This is a genomic window from Mycobacterium sp. 852002-51961_SCH5331710 (assembly GCF_001665535.1).
Lineage (GTDB): Bacteria > Actinomycetota > Actinomycetes > Mycobacteriales > Mycobacteriaceae > Mycobacterium.
Map to the genome: position 1 here is coordinate 24,944 of NZ_LZSQ01000106.1, position 21,716 is coordinate 46,659.

The following is a 21,716-nucleotide window of genomic DNA, read 5'->3' on the forward strand; positions in this document are numbered from 1 at the left end:
TGCTCGTGGCTGACGAACCCGGGTTGGCTCCAGTCGCCCGAGGGCGGGGGCGCCCCGCCGGATCGGACTCGGCCGAGACGCGGGCGGGCATTCTGCGTGCGGCCCGCGCGGTGATCAACGAGCGCGGGTACGAAGCGGCGACGTTCAAGGCCATCGCGGTGCGCGCCGGGATCAGCAGGCCGACCATGCACTACTACTTCGCCACCAAGGAAGACCTCTACGAGAGCCTTCAGCGCGAGGCGTTCGCGATGGTCTCGGCCTCGATCGCGGCCGGGAAGCACCGAGACACCTTGATGGAGCAGCTGACGGCCTTTTTCGCGGCGGCGGGAGAGCTGGACCCTTCGGACGGCTCGATGATGCGGTTCGTCATCGCCTCGCGTCTCGAACTGCACCGGCATCCCGGGCTGCGGGGCAGCGTCACGCCGGTCGCCGAGGCGGTGGCCGACTTCTATGTGTGGATGGTCGACGGGGCGATCCGCCGCGGCGAGATCCCCGCCGACGCGGATGCCGCCGCGGTGGTCAACATGCTCTCGGCGATGTTCTGGGGAATGGGGTTCTTCGGGCGGTTCGTACACGGATCGGAACCGGCGATCGCGGTTGCCAAGCAACTCAACCGGCTGTTGCGGCGGGGCTTGCTCGGATCACCGCAGGGGCTGCCCGTCTAGGGCGCCTGCGAATTTCCCCGCGCGGCTCGGAGACACGCTTCTGCGACACGCCGGGAAGTGTCGGAGTGCGGTCATAGACTGGCCTCCCTATGAGCCTTTCGGATTCGCGTTCGTTCGTGCACCTGCACAACCACACCGAGTACTCGATGCTGGACGGCGCCGCGAAGGTCAAGCCGATGCTCGCCGAGGCTCAGCGGCTCGAGATGCCCGCGATCGGGATGACCGACCACGGAAACATGTTCGGCGCCAGCGAGTTCTACAACGCCGCCACCGATGCCGGGATCAAGCCGATCATCGGTGTCGAGGCCTACATCGCGCCGGCGTCGCGCTTTGAGACCAAGCGCGTGCTATGGGGCGATCCGAGCCAGAAGGGTGACGACGTATCCGGCAGCGGGTCCTACACCCACATGACGATGGTCGCCGAGAACGCGACCGGGCTGCGCAACCTGTTCAAGCTGTCGTCGTTGGCATCGTTCGAGGGCCAGCTCGGCAAGTGGTCGCGCATGGACGCCGAGCTGATCGCCGAACACGCCGAGGGCATCATCGCCACCACCGGCTGCCCCTCGGGCGAGGTGCAGACCCGGCTGCGGCTCGGTCACTATGACGAAGCCGTTGCTGCAGCCGCCAAGTGGCGGGAGATCTTTGGGCCGGACAACTTCTTCCTCGAGCTGATGGATCACGGCCTCGACATCGAACGCCGCGTGCGCGAGGGCCTGCTCGACATCGGGCGCAAGCTCAACATCCCGCCGCTGGCCACCAACGACTGCCACTACGTCACCCGCGACGCCTCCCAGAACCACGAAGCACTGCTGTGCATCCAGACCGGCAAGACGCTGTCGGATCCGAACCGCTTCAAGTTCGACGGTGACGGTTACTACCTCAAGACCGCCGCGGAGATGCGCGCGCTGTGGGACGGCCAGGTGCCCGGCGCATGCGACTCGACGCTGCTGATCGCCGAGCGGGTGACCTCCTACGAGGACGTGTGGACGGTGCGCGACCGGATGCCGGTGTTCCCGGTCCCCGAGGGCCACACCCCGGAAACCTGGCTGCGTCATGAGGTTCACGAGGGGCTCAACCGGCGCTTCCCGTCGAGCGAGGTGCCGCAGGAGTACCTCGACCGCGCCGACTACGAGATCAAGGTCATCTGCGACAAGGGCTACCCGTCGTACTTCCTGATCGTCGCCGACCTCATCAACTACGCGCGGTCGGTCGACATCCGGGTCGGGCCCGGCCGCGGGTCGGCCGCCGGCTCGCTGGTCGCCTACGCGCTGGGTATCACGAACATCGACCCCATCCCGTACGGGCTGCTGTTCGAGCGGTTTCTCAACCCCGAGCGTGTGTCGATGCCCGATATCGACATTGACTTCGACGATCGTCGCCGCGGTGAGATGCTCCGCTACGCCGCCAACAAGTGGGGCAGTGACCGGGTGGCCCAGGTGATCACCTTCGGTACCATCAAAACCAAGGCGGCGCTGAAGGATTCGGCGCGTGTGCACTACGGCCAGCCGGGCTTTGCCATCGCCGACCGGATCACCAAGGCGCTGCCTCCGCCGATCATGGCGAAGGACATCCCGCTGTCGGGGATCACCGATCCCAACCATGAGCGGTACAAGGAGGCCGCCGAGGTCCGCGGCTTGATCGACACCGATCCCGATGTGCGCACCATCTACGAGACCGCGCGCGGGCTCGAGGGGCTGGTGCGCAACGCCGGCGTGCACGCCTGTGCGGTGATCATGAGCTCCGAGCCGCTGATCGACGCGATTCCGCTGTGGAAACGTCCTCAGGACGGCGCGGTGATCACCGGCTGGGACTACCCGTCGTGCGAGGCCATCGGCCTGTTGAAGATGGACTTCCTCGGGCTGCGCAACCTGACGATCATCGGTGACGCGCTGGAGAACATCCGGGCCAACCGCGGTATCGAGCTCGACCTGGAATCCGTTCCGCTCGACGACAAACCGACCTACGAGCTGCTGGGCCGCGGCGACACGCTCGGCGTGTTCCAGCTCGACGGCGGGCCGATGCGCGACCTGCTGCGGCGCATGCAGCCCACCGGCTTCGAGGACGTCGTCGCGGTGATCGCGCTGTACCGGCCCGGCCCGATGGGCATGAACGCCCACAACGACTACGCCGACCGCAAGAACGGCCGGCAGGCCATCAAGCCGATCCACCCGGAACTCGAGGAACCCCTGCGCGAGATCCTCGCCGAGACCTACGGCCTGATCGTCTACCAAGAGCAGATCATGCGCATCGCGCAGAAGGTGGCCGGTTACTCGCTGGCCCGAGCAGACATTCTGCGCAAGGCCATGGGCAAGAAGAAGCGCGAAGTCCTCGAGAAGGAGTTCGAGGGCTTCTCCGAGGGTATGAAGGCCAACGGCTTCTCCGGCGCCGCCATCAAAGCGCTGTGGGACACGGTGCTGCCGTTCGCCGACTACGCCTTCAACAAGTCGCACGCCGCCGGCTACGGCCTGGTCTCGTACTGGACGGCCTACCTCAAGGCCAACTACCCGGCCGAATACATGGCGGGGCTGCTCACCTCGGTGGGCGACGACAAGGACAAGGCCGCGGTGTACCTGGCCGACTGCCGCAGGCTCGGCATCACGGTGCTTCCGCCCGACGTCAACGAGTCGCACCTGAACTTCGCCTCGGTAGGCGAGGACATCCGCTACGGACTGGGCGCGGTGCGCAACGTCGGCGCCAATGTCGTTGCCTCGGTGATCAATACGCGCACCGAGAAGGGGAAGTTCATCGACTTCTCCGACTACCTGAACAAGATCGAGATCGGACCCTGCAACAAGAAGGTCACCGAGTCGCTGATCAAGGCCGGCGCATTCGACTCGCTGGGGCACCCGCGCAAGGGACTGTTCCTGATCCACACCGATGCCGTCGATTCCGTGCTCGGCACCAAGAAGGCCGAAGCGATGGGGCAGTTCGACTTGTTCGGCGGCGCCGATACGGCCACCGACGCGGTGTTCACCATCAAGGTGCCCGACGAGGAGTGGGAGGACAAGCACAAGCTCGCGCTCGAACGCGAGATGCTCGGCCTCTACGTCTCCGGTCACCCACTCAACGGCATCGCCCACCTGCTGGCCGCCCAGGTCGACACCGCGATCCCGGCCATCCTCGACGGCGACGTCACCAACGACACCCAGGTCCGGGTCGGCGGCATCCTCGCGTCGGTGAACCGACGGGTCAACAAAAACGGGTTGCCCTGGGCGTCAGCGCAACTCGAGGACCTCACCGGCGGCATCGAAGTCCTGTTCTTTCCGCAGACCTACTCGACGTTCGGCGCCGAGATCGCCGACGACGCCGTCGTGCTGGTCGGCGCGAAGGTGGCGATCCGCGACGACCGCATCTCGCTGATCGCCAACGACCTTGTCGTGCCGGACTTCTCGAACGCGCAACTGGATCGCCCGCTCGCTGTCAGCCTGCCGACGCGGCAGTGCACGGTGGACAAGGTGACCGCGCTGAAGCAGGTTCTGGCGCGTCATCCCGGCACATCGCAGGTACATCTGCGGTTGATCAGCGGGGAGCGGATCACCACGCTCGAACTCGACACGTCGCTGCGGGTGACACCGTCGTCGGCGTTGATGGGCGATTTGAAGGCGCTGCTGGGTCCCGGCTGCCTGGGCGGCTGACGGTCAGTTCAGGACATTGACCGCCCGTGCGACGACGAGCCCGGCGGTGCCCAACGCGACGATCGCCTGAACCGTCATCAACATCTTGGCCCAGCGTGCGAGCGGCATGGTGTCGGTGGGGGAGAACGCCATCACGTTCGTCACACTGACGTAGAGGTAGTCGACGAAGGTCGGGCGCCAATCCGGTTTGGCCACATGGGGAGTCGTCATCTGTGGGAACAGGAAGTCGGGATAGGGCCGCTCTCCGGCGCGACGGGCGAACGGCCCGCCCCGGTCCAGCTCCCAGTACCAGATGCCGAACACGATCACGTTGGTGACGATGATCGACGCGCCGCTGCCGAGCAGCACCGCCGCGTCGTTGCTCTCGCCGCCGCTCACGATGCCAACGGCCAGCACGACCGCCGACAGCGTGTTGTCGAGCGTGATCACCGCAAGCAAAACCCAAGTGGCGTACCGGCCGAACCGCGTTCGCCGCGTCATCACCCGAGGGTTGATCGCCAACAGTGCCAGCAGCAGGAGCCCCTCCGACACCAGCAGCGGCCACCGCGGAACCAGTGTGTAATCCTTCGGGATCGCCAGCTGCAACGCCATGACCGCCAGCACGGCGATCAGCACGGGGATGGTGCTCTCGGGATCGCCGCGCCGCAGCCAGAGCGGTACGTGATGCTGTTCCGGCGGTGACTCCATTACGTCAGTGTGATGCGCCAGGATGGCCGTATGGAGTCACGACACGTCAGCGCTCAGATCGCGGCCCCGCCCGAGGCCGTCTACGAGTTCGCCGCGGACCCGCAGACATGGCCGCGGTGGGCCGCCGGGCTCGCGGAGGGCGGCCTGCGCCAGACGACGAGCGGGTGGGTGGCCGACTCGCCGATGGGCGAGGTGATTGTCGAGTTCTCGCCGCGCAACGACTTCGGCGTGCTCGACCACGTGGTACGCCTGTCGACCGGGGAAGCGGTCTACAACCCGATGCGGGTGCAGCCGTGGAGCGTGCCGACCGACGGTGACGCGCCGCGCTGCGAGGTGGTCTTCAGCGTCCGCCGACGAGAGGGAATGACCGACGAGGAGTTCGATGCCGACGCGGAGGCGGTGGCCGCCGATCTGGCGACGCTGAAACGGCTGATCGAGGGCTAGAGGCGCGACGAGCAGAGCGCGCTGAACGCCACCCAGGTGACGGTTCCCACCGCGGCGCCGGCGAGCACCGCCGTGGCGGCCGTCGCGGTCGCGACCCCCACCGCCAACGCGACCACGACGCCCAACACGAGGGCGATCAATTTGTACGCGGGCCACGGCACACCGGCGACCGGCACATCACACGTCACCCGTGCGGCTGCGGTGCGGAAGTTGCCTGCGGTGGTCATAGGAACACGATAGCTCGTAACTGAGTTTTCGGCCAGCCGAAACACCAAATAAGGTCACCGGATGTCTAGCGCGTCTAAGCTGGTGAGATGGCACTTTCCGGAGAGTATGCACCCAGCCCGTGGGACTGGGTGAGAGAACACGCCGACCAGATCACCGAATCCGGCACCACCGAGGGCGTGGACCTGAAGGGCAAGCCCCTCATCCTGCTGACGACGGTCGGCGCCAAGACGGGCAAGATCCGTAAGACCCCGCTGATGCGGGTAGAGCACGACGGTCAGTACGCGATCGTGGCGTCGTTGGGCGGCGCGCCGAAGCACCCGGTGTGGTACCACAACGTCAAGGCCCACCCGCGGGTGGAACTGCAGGACGGCCCGGTGACCAGGGAGTATGAGGCGCGCGAGGTCACCGGCGAGGAGAAGGCGCTGTGGTGGGAGCGTGCCGTCGCGGCCTGGCCGGACTACGCCGAGTACCAGAAGAAGACCGACCGCCAGATCCCGGTTTTCGTGCTGACCCCGATTTCTTGAAAACCGCTGGTTGGTGGCACCATTGACAAGTGTCCGCTGAACTGAGCCAGAGCCCGAGGACGTCGCCGCTTCGCGCGGCCGATATCGACGAGGCCGCTCAGCGAATTGCGGAGGTCGTGGTGCGCAGCCCGCTCCAGCTCAGCGAGCGGCTGTCGGACGCGACCGGCGCGACGGTGTACCTCAAGCGCGAGGATCTGCAACCCGTGCGGTCCTACAAGCTTCGGGGCGCACACAACCTGCTGATGCAGTTGTCGGCCGACGAGCTGGCCGCGGGCGTGGTGTGTTCGTCGGCGGGAAACCACGCGCAGGGCTTCGCGATGGCATGCCGGTCGATGGGTGTCCGCGGCCGCGTGTACGTGCCGGGCAAGACGCCGAAGCAGAAGCGCGATCGCATCCGGTACCACGGCCGCGAGTTCATCGAGCTGATCGTCGGCGGCCGAACTTACGACGACGCCGCGGCCGCCGCGTTGGCGGACACCGCGCGCACGGGTGCGACGTTGGTGCCGCCCTACGACGATCTGCGCACGATGGCCGGGCAGGGCACGATCGCCGTCGAGGTCCTCGACCAACTCGGCGGGGAACCGAACCTCGTCATCGTCCCGGTCGGCGGCGGTGGCTGTGTCGCCGGCATCACGACCTATCTGGCAGAACGCACGAGCGGAACGTCCGTGCTGGGGGTCGAACCGGCGGGCGCGCCGTCGATGATCGCGGCGCTGGCCGCGGGTGAGCCCGTGACGATCGATGACGTCGACCAGTTCGTCGACGGCGCGGCGGTGAACCGTGCAGGAACACTGCCCTACGAGGTGCTGGCCGCCGCGGGGGACATGGTGTCGATGACGACCGTGGACGAGGGCGCCGTGTGCACCGCGATGCTCGACCTCTACCAGAACGAGGGCATCATCGCCGAGCCGGCGGGAGCGCTGTCGGTGGCGGCGTTGCTGGAGACCGACATCGAACCGGGATCGACTGTGGTGTGCGTGATCTCGGGCGGCAACAACGACGTGTCGCGATATGGCGAGGTGCTGGAGCGTTCGCTGGTTCACCTCGGCATCAAGCACTACTTTCTCGTTGACTTCCCGCAGGAGCCGGGCGCGCTGCGCCGCTTCCTCGATCAGGTCCTCGGCCCAAACGACGACATCACCCTGTTCGAGTACATCAAGCGCAACAACCGCGAAACCGGCGAAGCACTGGTCGGAATCGAACTGGGCTCGGCGACCGACTTCGAGGGCCTGCTCGAGCGGATGCGCGACTCCGACGTCCATGTCGAGGCGCTCGAGCCGGGTTCACCGGCCTACCGCTACCTGCTCTGAGGGTCGTTTCGGCCCGCGGCGGGTCGGTCCCTCCTACCATTTTCGCGTGACGACTTTCGTCCTGGTGCTCTCGCGGAAGTCCTGCTGGAGATCGCTTCGCGAAACTGAGGTTGTGTCGGACTTTTCGCCCGAATTCCGTGCGGATCTTCAGTTTCGGCGGAGGACGGCGAACGACTGCCCGTCGAGGCGGGTCTTTTCCGGACCGGCCTCGGGCTTGCCCCACGCCAGCACCACCTCGCCGGTGACCGGGACCTCGACCGCGTCGGCGCCGAGGTTGCAGGCGATGGACAGCGACCCGCGGCGCATCACGATCCAGCGCCGGTCCTCGTCGTAGTCGACCTCGAGATTGTCCAGCCACGGGTCGGCGAGGTCGGGCTCGTTGTGCCGCAACGCGATCAGCTCGCGGTACACCCGCCGTAGCCGGCCGTGGTCGCCGTCGTCGATCTCGTCCCATTTCAGCTTCGACCGCTGGAACGTCTCGGGATCTTGCGGATCGGGAATCGCGTCGGCGTCCCAGCCGTGCTCGGCGAACTCCCGCTTGCGGCCTTCCGCGGTGGCGCGGGCCAGTTCGGGCTCCGGGTGCGAGCTGAAGAACTGAAACGGCGACGACGAGCCCCATTCCTCGCCCATGAAAAGCATTGCCGTGTAGGGACTTCCGAGCGCCAGGGCGGCCTTGACCGCGAGTTGACCGAAGCTCAGGTTCTGCGACGGACGGTCGCCGACGGCCCGGTTGCCCACCTGGTCGTGGGTCAGCGTGTACGCCAGTAGCCGGGTGGCCGGAATCGTGGCGGTGTCCAGCGGGCGCCCGTGCCTGCGGTGTCGGAACGACGAATACGTACCCGCGTGGTAGTAGCCGTTCTTCAGCGTGGTGGCCAGCACCTCCAGCGTTCCGAAGTCGTTGTAGTAGCCCTGCTGTTCGCCGGACACCGCGGAGTGGATCGCGTGGTGGATGTCGTCGTCCCACTGCGCGGTCATCCCGAGTCCGCCGCCGTCGCGGGGGGTGATCAGCCGCGGATCGTTGAGGTCGCTCTCGGCGATCAGCGACAGCGGCCGTCCCAACTCCGCTGCGAGCGCATCGGTTTCGGCCGACAGCTCCTCGAGGATGTGGATCGCCGTGGTGTCGACGAGCGCATGCACCGCGTCCAGGCGCAGGCCGTCGGCGTGGAAGTCGCGCATCCAGCGCAGCGCACAGTCGATGATGTATCGCCGGACCTCGTCGGCGTCGGCGTCGGCGATGTTGATCGACTCGCCCCACGGGTTGCTGCCGGTGGACAGGTACGGACCGAACATGGGCAGGTAGTTACCCGACGGACCGAGGTGATTGAAGACGGCGTCGATCAACACCCCGAGCCCGCGTTCATGGCAGGCATTGATCAGGCGCACCAGCGCGTCGGGTCCGCCGTACGGTTCGTGCACCGCGTACCAGAGCACACCGTCGTAGCCCCACCCGTGGGTACCGCCGAACGCGTTGACGGGCATCAGTTCGACGAAGTCGATCCCGAGGTCGACGAGGTAGTCCAGCTTGTCGATCACGGCGTCGAAGGTGCCTTCAGGGGTGAAGGTGCCGACGTGCAGCTCGTAGATCACCGCACCTTCGATCGAGCGGCCGGACCAGTCCCCATCCGTCCAATCCGACGGATCGGGTTGCCACAGTTGCGATCTCTCGTGCACGCCGTCGGGCTGGCGGGGGGAGCGGGGATCGGGGAGCACCTTCGGGTCGTCGTCGAGCACAAAGCCGTAGCGGGCGTCGGGTGCGGCTTCGACATGGGCGCTCCACCAACCGTCGCCGGCCCGGCTCATCTCGTGCAGTTCACCGTCGACGTCGAGGCGGACCCGCTGCGGTCGGGGTGCCCACACGCGGAATTCAGCCATCGACCCGCTCCAACAGCACGACCGGTAGTTCGGTGAACAGCTCGGCGGCCAGCACCCGTCCGCTGTGTCGGCGTCCGCCGATGCGGTCGGACCACGTACCGGGCGGCAATTCCAGTGAGGTGTCGCCCCAACCGGTTTCGGACAGCCGCACCGAATGCCGCGTGACGGCGGTCAGCACGTCCTCACCGCGCACGAACGCCACTAGGTGTTGTGCCGCCGGTCCGTCTGCCAGCAGCGGTGTGTAGCCGCCCGCCGAGAACGTCGTGGGCCGGTCCCGCCGCACCGCCAGCGCGGAGCTCACCACCCGCAGCTTCGGATGGCGCATCGCGTCCAACGCGTCGCGACGGGCCTGATAGTCCACCGGCCTGCGATTGTCCGGATCGACCAGGCTGTCCTCCCACAGCTCGGTGCCCTGATAGATGTCGGGGACGCCGGGCACGGTGAGCGCCAGCAGTTTCTGCCCCAGGGCGTCGCTGCGGGCATGCAGGTCGAGGCGCTCCACCAACGAGGTCATCTCGGTGGCCACGGGACCGTCGAACACGGCATCCAGCCAGGTGTGCACGGCGGCCTCGAATTCGGTGTCCGGATCGTTCCAGGTGGTGTGCTCGGCGGCCTCTCGGATCGCCTTGTCGGCATAGGCGTGCACGCGCTGGCGCAGCTCGTCGGTGATCACACCGTCGACGGGCCAGACTCCGAACACGTTCTGCCACAGGAACAATCCCGTGCGGGCATCCGGCGGAGGGGTGCTCAACGTCCACTTGCCGATCAGCTCCGCCCACAACGACGGCACCTGAGACAGCAACCCGATACGCGCCCGCACGTCCTCGCCGCGCTTGGTGTCGTGAGTGGTCAAGCCGACCATCGCGCTCGGCCACATCCGCGCGCGCACCGCGGCCCGCTGGTGGAACTCGGCGACGCTCACCCCGAAGTGATGCGGTTCGGAACCCACCTCGTTGAGCGAGACCAACCGGGCGTCGCGATAGAACAGGCAGTCCTCCATCGACTTCGCGGTCGCCGCCCCGCACAGCTGCTGCAACCGGACTTCGGTCTCCTCATTGACCGCCAGCGCCCTCGCGATCAGCGCCAGGGGTGCCGCCAAATGCGGGTCCGCGGAGGCTGTCTCGGCGAGTGCGCTCGGCAGGATGCCCGACAGGGAGCGGTAGTCGGAGCGGTACACGTCGATGCGGCTGAGCAGAGCGGCGATCGCCGCCGACAGCTCGTCGTCGTCGGCACCGGTGGCGCCGACGATGGTGCGACGCAAGCGGGCCAGTTCGCTGCCCAGGGTCTCGGTCACCGCGTTCGCCTTGAGCGTGCGGGCGAGCTCGGACATCTCGCCGTAGGCCAGCCCGGTGGAGTCGAACAGGTTGGTCAGTGCGTCTGCGCCCGACGGATCGATAAACACCCCGCCGATCTCGCGCATCGCGTCGTATCCGGTGGTGCCCGCGACGGACAACGTCGGTTCCAGCGGCTCGTCGGCGGCCAGAATCTTCTCGATGACGATCCACGCGTCCGGTCCGGTCAGTTCGCGCAGCCAGGTCAGGTAGCCCGCCGGATCGGACAGGCCGTCCGGGTGGTCGATGCGGATGCCGTCGACCAGGCCCTCGTCGAACCAGCGCTTGACCTCGGCGTGGGTGGCGTCGAAGACGGCGCGGTCCTCCTGGCGCAGCCCGGCCAGCGAGGTGATCGAGAAGAACCGCCGGTAGCCGCAGATCCCGTTCTTCCAGCCGATCAGGTGATAGTGCTGGCGGTCGTGCACCTGTGGGCCCGTGCCGCTTTCGGTGCCGGGAGCGACCGGGTAGACGAGGTCGCCGAGGCGCAGCACGGGTTCGTCACCGCTGGTGTCGACCTCGAGATCGTTTGCGTCGTCGTCGGATCCGAGCACCGGCAGCACGACGCGCCCGCCGTCGAGATCCCAGTCGATGTCAAAGAACGATGCGTATTGCGATGAGCGCCCGTGCTTGAGCACGTCCCACCACCATGCGTTCTGCTGTGGCTTCTCGACGCCGACGTGGTTGGGCACGATGTCGACGACCAGCCCGATGCCCTTCTCGCGCGCCGCGCGCGACAGCCGAGCGAATCCCTCGGGTCCGCCGAGTTCGGCCGACACCGTGGTCGGGTCGGTGACGTCGTAGCCGTGTGTGGAGCCTTCGGCGGCGGTGAGGATCGGCGACAGGTACAGGTGGGACACGCCGAGGGTCGAGAAGTAGTCGAGAAGTTTCTCGGCATCGGCGAAAGTGAAGGCGTCACCGCGCATTTGGAGACGGTAGGTCGAAGAGACCGGCATTGCAGGCGCCATCACGCCGTCTTACGCATCACCAGAAGGGAGCGCGCAGGCAGCGAGATCTTCTCGCCGGCCTTGGCCACCAACTCGGTGGACCCGGTGGCGTCGGCGGTGTCCAGCGCCGCGGTCCACTCTTTGGCGTAGCTGCCCGTCGGGGTGACGAAGTCCTGGGAATGGTCATGTGCGTTGAAGCACAACAGGAAAGAGTCGTCGACGACTCGCTCTCCGCGTTCGTTCGGCGCAGAGATAGCATCGCCGTTGAGGAACACCGCGACGCATTTACCGAGCCCGGCGCCCCAGTCCTCGAGCGTCATCTCCTCACCGGCGGGCGTCAGCCACGCGATGTCGCGGACCTGTTCGCCGCTGCGGATCGGCTTGCCCTCGAAGAACCGCCGCCGGCGGAATACCGGATGCTCCTTGCGCAGCCGGGTGACCTTGCGTGTGAAGGCGAGCAGGTCGGCGTTCTTCTCGCACAATGACCAGTCCATCCAGGAGATCTCGGAGTCCTGGCAGTAGACGTTGTTGTTGCCGCTCTGGGTGCGGCCGATCTCGTCGCCGTGCGAGATCATCGGCGTGCCCTGCGAGAGCATCAGCGTGCCCATGATGTTGCGCATCTGCTTACCGCGCAGCGCCAGGATCTCCGGGTCGTCGGTCGGACCCTCCACGCCGCAGTTCCAGGACCGGTTGTGGCTTTCGCCGTCGCGGTTGTCCTCGCCATTGGCCTCGTTGTGCTTCTCGTTGTAGGACACCAGGTCGTTCAACGTGAAGCCGTCGTGGCAGGTGACGAAGTTGATGCTCGCGCCAGGTCGCCGGCCGGTCGCCTCGTAGAGGTCGGACGAACCGGTCAGCCGCGATGCGAACTCGCCGAGGGTTGCGGGCTCTCCCCGCCAGTAATCACGCACAGTGTCGCGATACTTCCCGTTCCACTCGGTCCACAAACCTGGAAAATTGCCGACCTGATAGCCGCCTTCGCCGACGTCCCACGGCTCGGCGATCAGCTTGACCTGGCTCACCACCGGATCCTGTTGCACCAGGTCGAAAAACGCGCTCAGTCGATCGACGTCGTAGAACTCGCGAGCCAGGGTGGCGGCCAGGTCGAAGCGGAATCCGTCGACGTGCATCTCCAGCACCCAGTAGCGCAGCGAGTCCATGATCAGCTGCAGCGTGTGCGGATGGCGGGCGTTGAGGCTGTTGCCGGTACCGGTGAAGTCCTTGTACAGCCGTAGGTCGCCGTCCAGCAGGCGGTAGTAGGCGGCGTTGTCGATGCCCCGGAAGTTCAGCGTCGGGCCGAGGTGGTTGCCCTCGGCGGTGTGGTTGTAGACCACGTCGAGGATGACCTCGATCCCCGCCTCGTGGAAGGACCGCACCATGCCCTTGAACTCGGCAACCGCGCCGCCGGCGTGTTTGTTGGCCGCGTACTCGTAGTGCGGTGCGAAGAAACCGAAAGTGTTGTAGCCCCAGTAGTTTCGCAGACCGAGGTCGACCAGCCGATGGTCGTGCAGGAACTGGTGGACCGGCATCAACTCGATCGCCGTCACGTTCAGCGACTTGAGGTGGTCGATGATGACCGGGTGGCACAGCCCGGCGTAGGTGCCGCGGAGTTCCTCGGGGATACCGGGGTGCCGCTGCGTCATGCCCTTGACGTGCGCCTCGTAGATCACCGTCTCGTGGTACGGGGTGCGGGGTGCGCGGTCGGATGCCCAGTCGAAATACGGGTTGATCACGACGCTGGTCATCGTGTGACCGAGGGAGTCGACGCGGGGCGGCGTTCCACCCGATGCGAGGTCGTCGGCGTTCAGGTCGTAGGAGAACAGCGCCTGCGAGAACGTGAAGTCGCCGTGGAACGACTTGCCGTACGGGTCGAGCAGCAGCTTGCTCGAATCGCATCGGTGCCCGGCCGACGGGTCCCACGGGCCGTGCACGCGAAAGCCGTAGCGCTGACCCGGCGTGACCGTCGGCAGATAGCAGTGCCAGACGTAGCCGTCCACCTCGTCGAGGTTGACCCGCTCCTCACAGCCGTCCTTGCCGATGAGGCAAAGTTCGACCCGATCGGCCACCTCGGAGAAGACCGAGAAGTTCGTCCCCGCGCCGTCGTACGTGGCGCCCAGGGGATAGGCCGCCCCCGGCCAGACGGTGGGCACCGCCGCCGGTTCACCGCCGGGCATCACCCAACCCACCAACCGGTGGCGGCGGCGATCTGGCGGCCGAGTTCCGGTGCCATGGTGCGCATATAGGTCTTCGAGATGTGATGCGCGTCGTGGTAGAGCAAGACGTTCCCCTCCACGGCTCGGCAAATATCCTTGCGGCACACCGCATCACTCATGTCGAGCGGTTTGAGCATTGGAAACCGCTTGACGAAGTCGAGTGTCGGGTTGTGTTCCGAGAGTACGTCGGATCGGCGAGTTCCACAGGAGATAGCGTCGCCGCCGTCGGCGAGGCAGTCGGCGGCGAAGAAGGGCTCCCCGTTGCGCACCAGCCACGGCGTGTCACGCATGGCCAGTATCGGGATGTTGTTGTCGGACAGTTCCTGCCAGATGCCGATGTAGGTCCCGGGCATCACATCGCCCGGCCTGATGTTCCAGGGCCGCGTGGAGGTGGTGAAGACGTAGTCGGGGCGATCGGCGATGAGCTTGTCCATCGCCCGCTCGTTCCACTCGTGGCACTTCGGGTACGGGCGGTTGTCGCCCATCACCAGCGGCACTTGTTCGGTCGTCAGGGGGCAGCCCATCTTCAGATAGGTCACGATCTTGAAGTGGTGCCGCTTGCCGAGCAGGTCCAGCGCGGTGATCCAGTGTTCGGCGTGCGAGCCGCCGGCCAGCGCGATCGTGCGCTTGGCGTTCTTGTCGCCGTAGGTGCAGTTGATCACGTCGACGTTGTCGAAGTCGCTGATGCAGCCGTCCTCGGTGGTCTCGGGCAGATCGTTCTTGGCCTCGAGCACGGTCGGGCGCATCGGCAGCTTGGGCACCCTGATCTTGCTCATCAACGCCGCGGCGCCGGGATAGTCGTGCGTCGACAGCGCGACCAGCTCCGCGCCGTTCGTACGCTGAACGAGCACATGCTCACGCCAGGTGAACGACGTGACGGTCAGCGCAACCCCCAGAAGCACGACCACCGAGCCCAACACCACCGGCGGCCTGCGCCGCCGCGACTTCTTCGGGGCGACCGCGCGCGAGGAGGGGGCGGTGCGATACCGGAGCGGGTTCTCGACGTACTTGGTGGTCAGCCACGCCAGCACCCCGGAAACCAGCAGCACCACCGCACCCTCGATCACCGAGGCGCGTCGGTGCCCGCTGTAGGCCAGCCAGAAGATCAGCAGCGGCCAGTGCCACAGGTACAGCGAGTAAGCCATCGCGCCGAGCGATACGAACGGCGCCGTCGCCAGCAGGCGGTTGGGCAGCGGCATCCGGCCCGCGGTGTGCGGGTCGGCCACCCGGTTCGCCGCGGAGAGGATGAACAGCATGGTGGCGGCGACCGGGACCAGCGCCCACGGGCCGGGGAACTCCTTGACCCCGTCGATCACCGCGCCGCACGCCAGGATCGCCGCCAGCGCCACGACCGCCGCGATCGTGCGCAACCACATCGGCATGCGCAGATGAGTGACGACCGCGCCGACGAGCGCGCCGAGCAGTAGTTCCCACGCCCGGGCGAAGCTGTTGTAATAGGCGGTGGCCTGATCGGTGTTGTGGGCATAGATCGCGTAGACAAATGAGGCGATGGTCAGCACGGTGAGCAGCACGACGAACGCCGCACGCATGTGCCGTTTGAAGATGCGCCGAAACAGCGAGGCCGACAACAAGATCAGGGCCAGGAACGCGATGTAGAACTGGCCCTGCACCGACATCGACCAGATGTGCTGCAGCGGGCTGACCGCCTCACCCGCGCGCAGGTAGTTCGAGGCGGAGTTGGCCAGCTCCCAGTTCTGGAAGTAACCGAGGCTGGCCAAACTCTGGTCGGCGAACGTCTCCCAGCGCGTCTGCGGCTGGATCGCGACGGTCAGCACTGCCGACGCGGCGAGCACGACGATCAGCGCCGGCAGCAGCCGCCGGATCAGCCGCGTCACCTCTGGGCCCGGCCGCAACGACGCACCCGGCGTCATCGCCGCGCGCAGCAGCCGTCCGCCGAAGAAGAAGCCGGACAGCGCGAGGAACACGTCGACACCGCCCGAGACCCGGCCGAACCACACGTGGAAGACGGCCACGAGCGCGATCGCGATGCCCCGCAGTCCGTCGAGATCGAGCCGGTAGGCCGCGGAGTCACGGGTAGCGCTCGAGGCTTTCGCGGCGCGCGACGGTCGTCCCGAAACGGTGATGGGCGCCGACCGGGGAGGGGCGAGGGTCATCATGGTCGACGGATAATCTACCGAAGGTGCCAGCCATGACGCCTGCCGAGATCGGTGCGGTCGACGCCGCCCACGTCTGGCATCCCTACAGCACGATCGGCGCGGAAGCGCTGGCCCCCGTCGTCGCGGTGGGGGCTCGCGGGGCTTGGCTCACCCTCCACTACAACGGGCGTGAGCTGCAGGTTCTCGACGCGATGGCGTCCTGGTGGACCGCGATCCACGGCCACGCTCACCCAGTCCTCGACGCCGCGATCACCGAGCAGCTCGCCACTATGAACCACGTCATGTTCGGCGGGCTCACGCACGAACCGGCCGCCCGGCTCGCGCAGTTACTCGTCGAGATCACCCCCGACGGCCTGGACACCGTCTTCTTCAGCGACTCGGGCTCGGTGTCGGTCGAGGTGGCCGTGAAGATGGCGCTGCAGTACTGGCGCAGCCTCGGCCGCGGCGCCAAACACCGCCTGATGACGTGGCGCGGGGGATACCACGGCGACACTTTCACCCCGATGAGCGTGTGCGACCCGGACGGCGGCATGCACTCGCTGTGGACGGACGTGCTGATGGCGCAGGAGTTCGCGCCGCCGGTGCCGCAGGCCTACGACGCGGGATATGTCGAGGCGTTCGAGAAACAACTGGCCGAACACGCCGCCGAGTTGGCCGCGGTGATCGTCGAGCCCGTCGTGCAGGGCGCCGGCGGCATGCGGTTCCACGACCCGCGCTACCTCGCCGCGCTGCGCGAGATCTGTTCCCGGCACGAGGTGCTGCTGATCTTCGACGAGATCGCGACCGGCTTCGGCCGCACCGGCGAACTCTTCGCGGCCGACCACGCCGGCGTGAGTCCCGACATCATGTGCGTCGGCAAGGCGCTGACCGGGGGCTACATCACGCTCGCGGCGACGCTGTGCACGAAAGGTATCGCGCACACGATCAGTTCGAACGAGCCGGGCGCGCTGATGCACGGACCCACGTTCATGGCGAACGCGCTGGCGTGCCGGGTCGCAGTGGCCGCGGTCGAGGTGCTGCTCGGTCAGGACTGGCGGTCGCGGGTGCGCGAGATCGAAGCGGGACTGCGTTCGGGGCTGGCCGCGGCGTCGGGGCTGCCCGGCGTGGCCGACGTGCGGGTGCTCGGCGCGATCGGCGTGATCGAGATGGACCGACCCGTCGACCTGAAGGTCGCCACGCCCGCCGCGCTGGAGAACGGGCTCTGGCTGCGCCCGTTCCGCAACCTGGTCTACGCGATGCCGCCCTATATCTGTACCGCCGAGGAGATCGACCGGATCACCTCGGGGATGGTCGCGGTCGCCCGCGCGCTGGGCTGACACGCGTTTGTGCGCCCGCGCGCGGGTGGCCTAACCTGAACGCTGTTCAAGTCCGATGCTGAGGAGCACGGTGACGCGCGCAGGTCTCTCCCCGCTGGCGTGGCTCGACGATGTCGAAAGACAGCGGCGTGCCGCGGGTCTGCGGCGTTCGTTGAGGGCCAGACCGCCGATCGGTACCGAACTCGACCTCGCATCCAACGACTACCTGGGCCTGTCGCAGCATCCCGCGGTCATGGATGGCGGCGTCGCCGCGTTGCGGACCTGGGGTGCGGGTTCCACCGGATCGCGCCTCGTCACGGGCAATACCGAGCTGCACGAGGGCTTCGAGCGGGCGCTGGCCGACTTCGTGGGTGCGGAGTCGGCGCTGGTGTTCTCGTCGGGCTACACGGCCAACCTCGGCGCGGTCGTCGCGCTGTCGGGTGCCGGATCGCTGCTGATCTCCGACGCCCTGACCCACGCCTCGCTGGTCGACGCGTGCCGCCTGTCGCGGGCGCGGGTCGTCGTCACGCCCCACCGCGACGTCGCCGCGGTGGAGGTCGCGCTCGCGGCGCGCGACGAGGAACGCGCGGTCGTGCTGACCGACTCCGTGTTCTCCGCCGACGGCGACCTCGCCCCGCTGCGCGCACTGCACGACGTGTGCCGCCGCCACGGCGCGCTGCTGCTCGTCGACGAGGCCCACGGTCTCGGGGTGCGCGGCGCGGGCGGACGCGGGTTGCTGCACGAGGTCGGCCTGGCCGGTGCGCCCGACATCGTGATGACGACGACGCTGTCCAAGGCGCTCGGCAGCCAGGGCGGCATCGTGCTGGGTCCGACGGCCGTACGTGACCACCTGATCGACGCCGCGCGACCGTTCATCTTCGACACCGGGCTCGCGCCGGCCGCGGTGGGTGCGGCCTGGGCGGCGCTCGACATCCTGAACGCCGAGCCGTGGCGCGCGCAGGCCGTCATCGACCGCGCCGCGGCGCTCGCATCGATCTGTTCGGTGCCGGAGCGACCGGAGTCGGCCGTGGTGTCGGTGATACTCGGTGACCCCGACGTGGCGTTCGGCGCCGCGGTGGCGTGCCTGGATCGCGGTGTGCGGGTGGGGTGTTTTCGGCCACCGACCGTGCCCGCCGGCACGTCGAGGCTGCGGCTCACCGCACGCGCATCGCTGACCGACGACGAGATGCGTTCGGCGAGCGAGGTTCTCGCCGACGTGCTGGCCACCGTGCGCCGGTGACCACCCTCCTCATCACGGGCACCGACACCGGCGTCGGCAAGACCGTCGCCACCGCCGCGCTGGCATGCCACGCCCGCCTGTCCGGCATCGACGTCGCGGTGTGCAAACCCGTGCAGACCGGCAGCCCCCGCGACGACGACCTCGCCGACGTCGGGCGGCTTTCCGGCGTCGCCCGGCTGCACGGCGGGTGGCGGTATCCCGAGCCGTTGGCGCCGGCCGCTGCCGCCGGCCGTGCGGGCATGGCGCTGCCCATGCGCGCGGAGCTCGTCGAGTCGGTGCGGGCCGTCGACGCGCCGCTGACCCTCGTCGAGGGGGCGGGCGGGTTGCTCGTCGAGATCGGCGCCGGAGTGACGCTGCGTGACCTCGCGGTGGACCTCGGCGCTCCGGTGCTGGTGGTCGTCGCTGCGGGTCTCGGTACGCTCAACCACACCGCGCTGACGCTGGAAGCCCTTGCCCGTGAAAGTGTTTCGTGTGCCGGGTTGGTGATCGGCGCGTGGCCGCCCGACCCTGACATCGCCGAACAGGGCAACCGTTCAGCCCTCGCCGAGCTTGCCCCAGTCCGGGCGATCCTGCCCGCGGGTGCCGGCGCGTTGACCGCCCAGGAGTTCGAGGCGATGAGCGCGGCGGCGTTCGATCCCGACTGGTTCACGAGCCTGGTCTGAACATGGTGCATTCGGTCGAGTTGACGTTCGACCCGGACACGGACGCGAAGCTCCGCCGCGTCTGGGACGACCTGACGCGGGCAGGGATCCGTAGTCAGGCGAGCAATACGTCGCCGAGCAACCGCCCGCACATCACCGTGACCGTCGCGGAGGACATCGACGAGGCGGTCAACACCGCGCTGCGCCCGGTGCTGGCGCGGTTGCCGATGCCCTGCACGGTCGGGGCGCCGATGCTGTTCGGCGGCAAGGTGTTCACGCTGGTTCGCCTGGTGGTGCCGTCCGACGGACTGCTGGGTTTGCATCGCCAGGTGCACGAACTGTGCCTGCCGCACATGCCGAAAGGCGTATTGGGGCACGCCGATCCGGGGCAGTGGACGCCACACGTGACGCTGGCGCGCCGCGTCGCTCCCGACAAGCTGCCCGCCGCGCTGACGGTCAAATCGGTCGGCCGCGACGTGCGGGGCACGCTGACCGGGCTGCGTCACTGGGACGGCGACAACCGGATCGAATATCCGATCAGTTGACCGTTGCGCTGACGCTTTTCGGCACGCACATCCGCCAGCCGTCGATCACCAGCTCGCGCAGTTCCTCGTACTCGATCGCGTCGAGCTTGACCAGCATCCAGTTGAACCGCATCTCCGACTCGCGCGGCAGGGCGAACTTGTCGGGTTCGGCGGCGACCATCGCCGCCCGCTCCTCCTTGGGGAATGCGACGCCCATCACGGTCTCGTCACGCGAGAACGCGACGTAGACGATCTGCCCGACGCGGAACCTGATCCGGTCCCGGACGATCGCCTCGTATGAACGCGGCAGCGTCGCGGTGATGCGCCGGACGTCGTCGACGGTGATCACGTAGCCGATCCTCGTCGAGCGTGAGCTCATGCGCGAGAAATCGGCGATTCTTCGAACACAAGCTCACGTTCGGCTACGCCGACGCCGTTCAGCAGCAGGCCGACCCCGAAACGGAACCGCGCGGACGCGTCCTCGGTCAGCACCGACTGGTCGACGGGGAGTTCGGCGCCAGCCGCATCCCACTGCAGGCGTGACTGCTCGTCAACGGTGAAACCGAGCACGTAGTACACGACCGTGCGGGCGGCCAGTTCGGCGTGGGCCGCGGGCACACCGGCATCAACCGCCGCCGCGGTGAGCCGCTCGAGGATGCGCTTCATTGCCGACGACTGCCCGGCGGCGAAGCTGGCCGACACCAGCTCGGCGCCGTCGGTGTGCGACAACAGGGCGTCGCGCAGGGCCGCGCAGAGGGCCGAAACCCGCTCGCGCCAGCTTCCTGCGGCGTCCCCGACGGGCTCGAGGATCCGGTCGGCCACCGCGCCCAGCAGCTGCTGCTTACTGGTGAAGTGCCAGTACAGCGCGCCGGGGGAGACCTCGAGCTCGCGCGCCAGCCGCCGCATGGTCAGGTCGGCCAGGCCGTACGTGTCCAGCAGCGTGGTCGCCGCCTGCACCACGTCGCGTTTGTGAAGCTGCACGGCCGTACCCTAACCTGAACACCGTTCAAGTGACGAGAGGTGATCCGTGAGCGACATTCTGGCAGTGGCCCGTGAACAGGTGCTCGAGCGCGGCGAAGGCCTGAACCAGGACCAGACGCTGCAGGTCCTGCAGCTGCCGGATGATCGCCTCGACGACCTGCTCGCGTTGGCGCACGAGGTGCGGATGGCCTGGTGCGGTCCCGACGTCGAGGTCGAGGGCATCATCAGCCTCAAGACCGGCGGCTGCCCCGAGGATTGCCACTTCTGTTCGCAGTCAGGGCTTTTCGCGTCGCCCGTACGCAGCGCGTGGCTCGATGTCCCGAGCCTGGTAGAGGCGGCCAAGCAGACCGCGAAAACCGGTGCGACGGAGTTCTGCATCGTCGCCGCCGTCCGCGGACCCGACGAGCGGCTCCTGGCGCAGGTCGCCGCCGGCATCGAGGCGATCCGCAACGAGGTCGACATCCAGATCGCGTGCTCGCTGGGCATGTTGACCAAGGACCAGGTCGACCAGCTGTCCGAGATGGGCGTGCACCGCTACAACCACAATCTGGAGACCGCGCGGTCGTTCTTCACCAACGTCGTCACCACGCACTCGTGGGAGGAGCGCTGGGACACCCTGCAGATGGTCCGCGAGGCGGGCATGGAGGTGTGCTGCGGCGGAATCCTCGGTATGGGCGAATCCCTCGAGCAGCGTGCGGAGTTCGCCGCCAACCTGGCCGAGCTCGATCCGCACGAGGTGCCGCTGAACTTCCTCAACCCCCGACCGGGCACCCCGTTCGGGGACCTCGAGGTGCTGCCCGCCGCCGATGCGCTCCGCGCGGTCGCGGCCTTCCGGCTGGCGCTGCCGCGCACGATGCTGCGTTTCGCGGGTGGCCGCGAGATCACCCTCGGCGACCTGGGCGCCAAGAAGGGCATCCTCGGCGGCATCAACGCCGTCATCGTCGGCAACTACCTGACCACGCTGGGCCGGCCGGCCGAGTCGGACCTCGAACTGCTCGAGGATCTGCAGATGCCGATCAAGGCGCTCAATGCCAGCCTCTGAGGCGG

18 protein-coding genes are annotated in these 21,716 nt (G+C 67.7%); 10 read left to right on the forward strand and 8 right to left on the reverse strand.

What is annotated here, in order from left to right; translation table 11 throughout:
- Positions 1-5: 5 nt before the first annotated feature.
- The gene (locus A5752_RS18055) at positions 6-665 is read left to right on the forward strand and encodes a TetR/AcrR family transcriptional regulator (RefSeq protein WP_067088266.1); all 660 of its coding nucleotides are present in this window, start codon (positions 6-8) and stop codon (positions 663-665) included.
- Between the two features lie 89 nt (positions 666-754).
- Positions 755-4,300, forward strand: a complete 3,546-nt coding sequence (gene dnaE, locus A5752_RS18060) for a DNA polymerase III subunit alpha (RefSeq protein ID WP_067088268.1) — start codon at positions 755-757, stop codon at positions 4,298-4,300.
- 3 nt (positions 4,301-4,303) lie between these two features.
- Here the strand turns inward: dnaE and A5752_RS18065 are convergent, their stop codons facing one another.
- Positions 4,304-4,987, reverse strand: coding sequence for a hypothetical protein (locus A5752_RS18065; protein WP_156613976.1), 684 nt, complete (start codon positions 4,985-4,987; stop codon positions 4,304-4,306).
- A 30-nt stretch (positions 4,988-5,017) separates the two neighbouring features.
- Here A5752_RS18065 and A5752_RS18070 point away from each other — a divergent pair, with 30 nt between their 5' ends.
- Positions 5,018-5,431 carry an SRPBCC family protein gene (locus A5752_RS18070; RefSeq protein ID WP_067088272.1) on the forward strand — a complete coding sequence of 138 codons (414 nt, stop codon included), beginning with the start codon at positions 5,018-5,020 and terminating at the stop codon, positions 5,429-5,431.
- On the opposite strand, the gene A5752_RS18075 is transcribed toward A5752_RS18070, so the two are convergent.
- On the reverse strand, positions 5,428-5,658 hold the full coding sequence (locus tag A5752_RS18075; RefSeq protein WP_067088274.1) for a hypothetical protein: 231 nt from the start codon (positions 5,656-5,658) through the stop codon (positions 5,428-5,430). The two genes, A5752_RS18070 and A5752_RS18075, sit on opposite strands and share 4 nt — an antisense overlap.
- Positions 5,659-5,745: 87 nt before the next feature.
- On the opposite strand from A5752_RS18075, the gene A5752_RS18080 reads away from it, so the two are divergent.
- Positions 5,746-6,183, forward strand: coding sequence for a nitroreductase family deazaflavin-dependent oxidoreductase (locus A5752_RS18080; RefSeq protein ID WP_067088276.1), 438 nt, complete (start codon positions 5,746-5,748; stop codon positions 6,181-6,183).
- 29 nt (positions 6,184-6,212) lie between these two features.
- Complete coding sequence (gene ilvA / locus A5752_RS18085) at positions 6,213-7,493, forward strand: threonine ammonia-lyase IlvA (RefSeq protein WP_067088278.1); 1,281 nt, start codon at positions 6,213-6,215, stop codon at positions 7,491-7,493.
- Positions 7,494-7,640: 147 nt separating this feature from the next.
- Here ilvA and treZ read toward each other — a convergent pair whose 3' ends face one another.
- From treZ to sucT, 4 genes are read right to left on the reverse strand one after another with little or no spacing between them, the layout of a single operon-like run.
- A complete protein-coding gene (gene treZ / locus A5752_RS18090; protein WP_067088280.1) occupies positions 7,641-9,365 on the reverse strand; it encodes a malto-oligosyltrehalose trehalohydrolase in 1,725 nt (574 codons plus the stop codon).
- Positions 9,358-11,649, reverse strand: a complete 2,292-nt coding sequence (gene treY / locus A5752_RS18095; protein ID WP_067088282.1) for a malto-oligosyltrehalose synthase — start codon at positions 11,647-11,649, stop codon at positions 9,358-9,360. Before treY ends, treZ begins: the two co-directional genes overlap by 8 nt.
- 11 nt (positions 11,650-11,660) lie before the next feature.
- The gene (gene glgX, locus A5752_RS18100) at positions 11,661-13,811 is read right to left on the reverse strand and encodes a glycogen debranching protein GlgX (RefSeq protein WP_067088419.1); all 2,151 of its coding nucleotides are present in this window, start codon (positions 13,809-13,811) and stop codon (positions 11,661-11,663) included.
- Complete coding sequence (sucT, locus tag A5752_RS18105) at positions 13,811-15,988, reverse strand: acetyltransferase SucT (protein ID WP_067088284.1); 2,178 nt, start codon at positions 15,986-15,988, stop codon at positions 13,811-13,813. The genes glgX and sucT overlap by 1 nt, the downstream gene beginning before the upstream one ends.
- Positions 15,989-16,020: 32 nt before the next feature.
- Between sucT and A5752_RS18110 the strand changes: the two genes are divergently transcribed.
- From A5752_RS18110 to A5752_RS18125, 4 genes are read left to right on the forward strand one after another with little or no spacing between them, the layout of a single operon-like run.
- On the forward strand, positions 16,021-17,304 hold the full coding sequence (locus A5752_RS18110; RefSeq protein ID WP_067088285.1) for an adenosylmethionine--8-amino-7-oxononanoate transaminase: 1,284 nt from the start codon (positions 16,021-16,023) through the stop codon (positions 17,302-17,304).
- A gap of 55 nt (positions 17,305-17,359) precedes the next feature.
- Positions 17,360-18,523, forward strand: coding sequence for an 8-amino-7-oxononanoate synthase (locus A5752_RS18115; protein ID WP_197500665.1), 1,164 nt, complete (start codon positions 17,360-17,362; stop codon positions 18,521-18,523).
- Positions 18,520-19,185 (forward strand): dethiobiotin synthase, encoded by a 666-nt coding sequence (gene bioD / locus A5752_RS18120; RefSeq protein WP_067088287.1) that lies wholly within the window; start codon positions 18,520-18,522, stop codon positions 19,183-19,185. Before A5752_RS18115 ends, bioD begins: the two co-directional genes overlap by 4 nt.
- A 2-nt stretch (positions 19,186-19,187) precedes the next feature.
- Positions 19,188-19,709: a 2'-5' RNA ligase family protein gene (locus A5752_RS18125; RefSeq protein ID WP_067088288.1), complete on the forward strand. Its 522-nt coding sequence runs from the start codon at positions 19,188-19,190 to the stop codon at positions 19,707-19,709.
- Here the strand turns inward: A5752_RS18125 and A5752_RS18130 are convergent.
- On the reverse strand, positions 19,702-20,067 hold the full coding sequence (locus A5752_RS18130; RefSeq protein ID WP_197500666.1) for an MmcQ/YjbR family DNA-binding protein: 366 nt from the start codon (positions 20,065-20,067) through the stop codon (positions 19,702-19,704). The genes A5752_RS18125 and A5752_RS18130 overlap by 8 nt on opposite strands.
- On the reverse strand, positions 20,064-20,669 hold the full coding sequence (locus A5752_RS18135) for a TetR/AcrR family transcriptional regulator (RefSeq protein WP_067088289.1): 606 nt from the start codon (positions 20,667-20,669) through the stop codon (positions 20,064-20,066). Before A5752_RS18135 ends, A5752_RS18130 begins: the two co-directional genes overlap by 4 nt.
- Positions 20,670-20,715: 46 nt before the next feature.
- On the opposite strand from A5752_RS18135, the gene bioB reads away from it, so the two are divergent.
- On the forward strand, positions 20,716-21,711 hold the full coding sequence (bioB, locus tag A5752_RS18140) for a biotin synthase BioB (protein ID WP_067088291.1): 996 nt from the start codon (positions 20,716-20,718) through the stop codon (positions 21,709-21,711).
- Positions 21,712-21,716 lie beyond the last annotated feature (5 nt).

Bases quoted from the DNA above. Each gene is read 5' to 3' on its own strand.
- A5752_RS18125 (WP_067088288.1), top strand. From the start codon at position 19,188: ATGGTGCATTCGGTCGAGTTGACGTTCGACCCGGACACGGACGCGAAG.
- A5752_RS18080 (WP_067088276.1), top strand. From the start codon at position 5,746: ATGGCACTTTCCGGAGAGTATGCACCCAGCCCGTGGGACTGGGTGAGA.
- treY (WP_067088282.1), bottom strand. From the start codon at position 11,649: ATGCCGGTCTCTTCGACCTACCGTCTCCAAATGCGCGGTGACGCCTTC.
- A5752_RS18130 (WP_197500666.1), bottom strand. From the start codon at position 20,067: ATGAGCTCACGCTCGACGAGGATCGGCTACGTGATCACCGTCGACGAC.
- A5752_RS18065 (WP_156613976.1), bottom strand. From the start codon at position 4,987: ATGGAGTCACCGCCGGAACAGCATCACGTACCGCTCTGGCTGCGGCGC.
- A5752_RS18070 (WP_067088272.1), top strand. From the start codon at position 5,018: ATGGAGTCACGACACGTCAGCGCTCAGATCGCGGCCCCGCCCGAGGCC.
- A5752_RS18075 (WP_067088274.1), bottom strand. From the start codon at position 5,658: ATGACCACCGCAGGCAACTTCCGCACCGCAGCCGCACGGGTGACGTGT.
- sucT (WP_067088284.1), bottom strand. From the start codon at position 15,988: ATGATGACCCTCGCCCCTCCCCGGTCGGCGCCCATCACCGTTTCGGGA.
- A5752_RS18115 (WP_197500665.1), top strand. From the start codon at position 17,360: ATGCTGAGGAGCACGGTGACGCGCGCAGGTCTCTCCCCGCTGGCGTGG.
- A5752_RS18110 (WP_067088285.1), top strand. From the start codon at position 16,021: ATGACGCCTGCCGAGATCGGTGCGGTCGACGCCGCCCACGTCTGGCAT.
- treZ (WP_067088280.1), bottom strand. From the start codon at position 9,365: ATGGCTGAATTCCGCGTGTGGGCACCCCGACCGCAGCGGGTCCGCCTC.
- glgX (WP_067088419.1), bottom strand. From the start codon at position 13,811: ATGCCCGGCGGTGAACCGGCGGCGGTGCCCACCGTCTGGCCGGGGGCG.
- dnaE (WP_067088268.1), top strand. From the start codon at position 755: ATGAGCCTTTCGGATTCGCGTTCGTTCGTGCACCTGCACAACCACACC.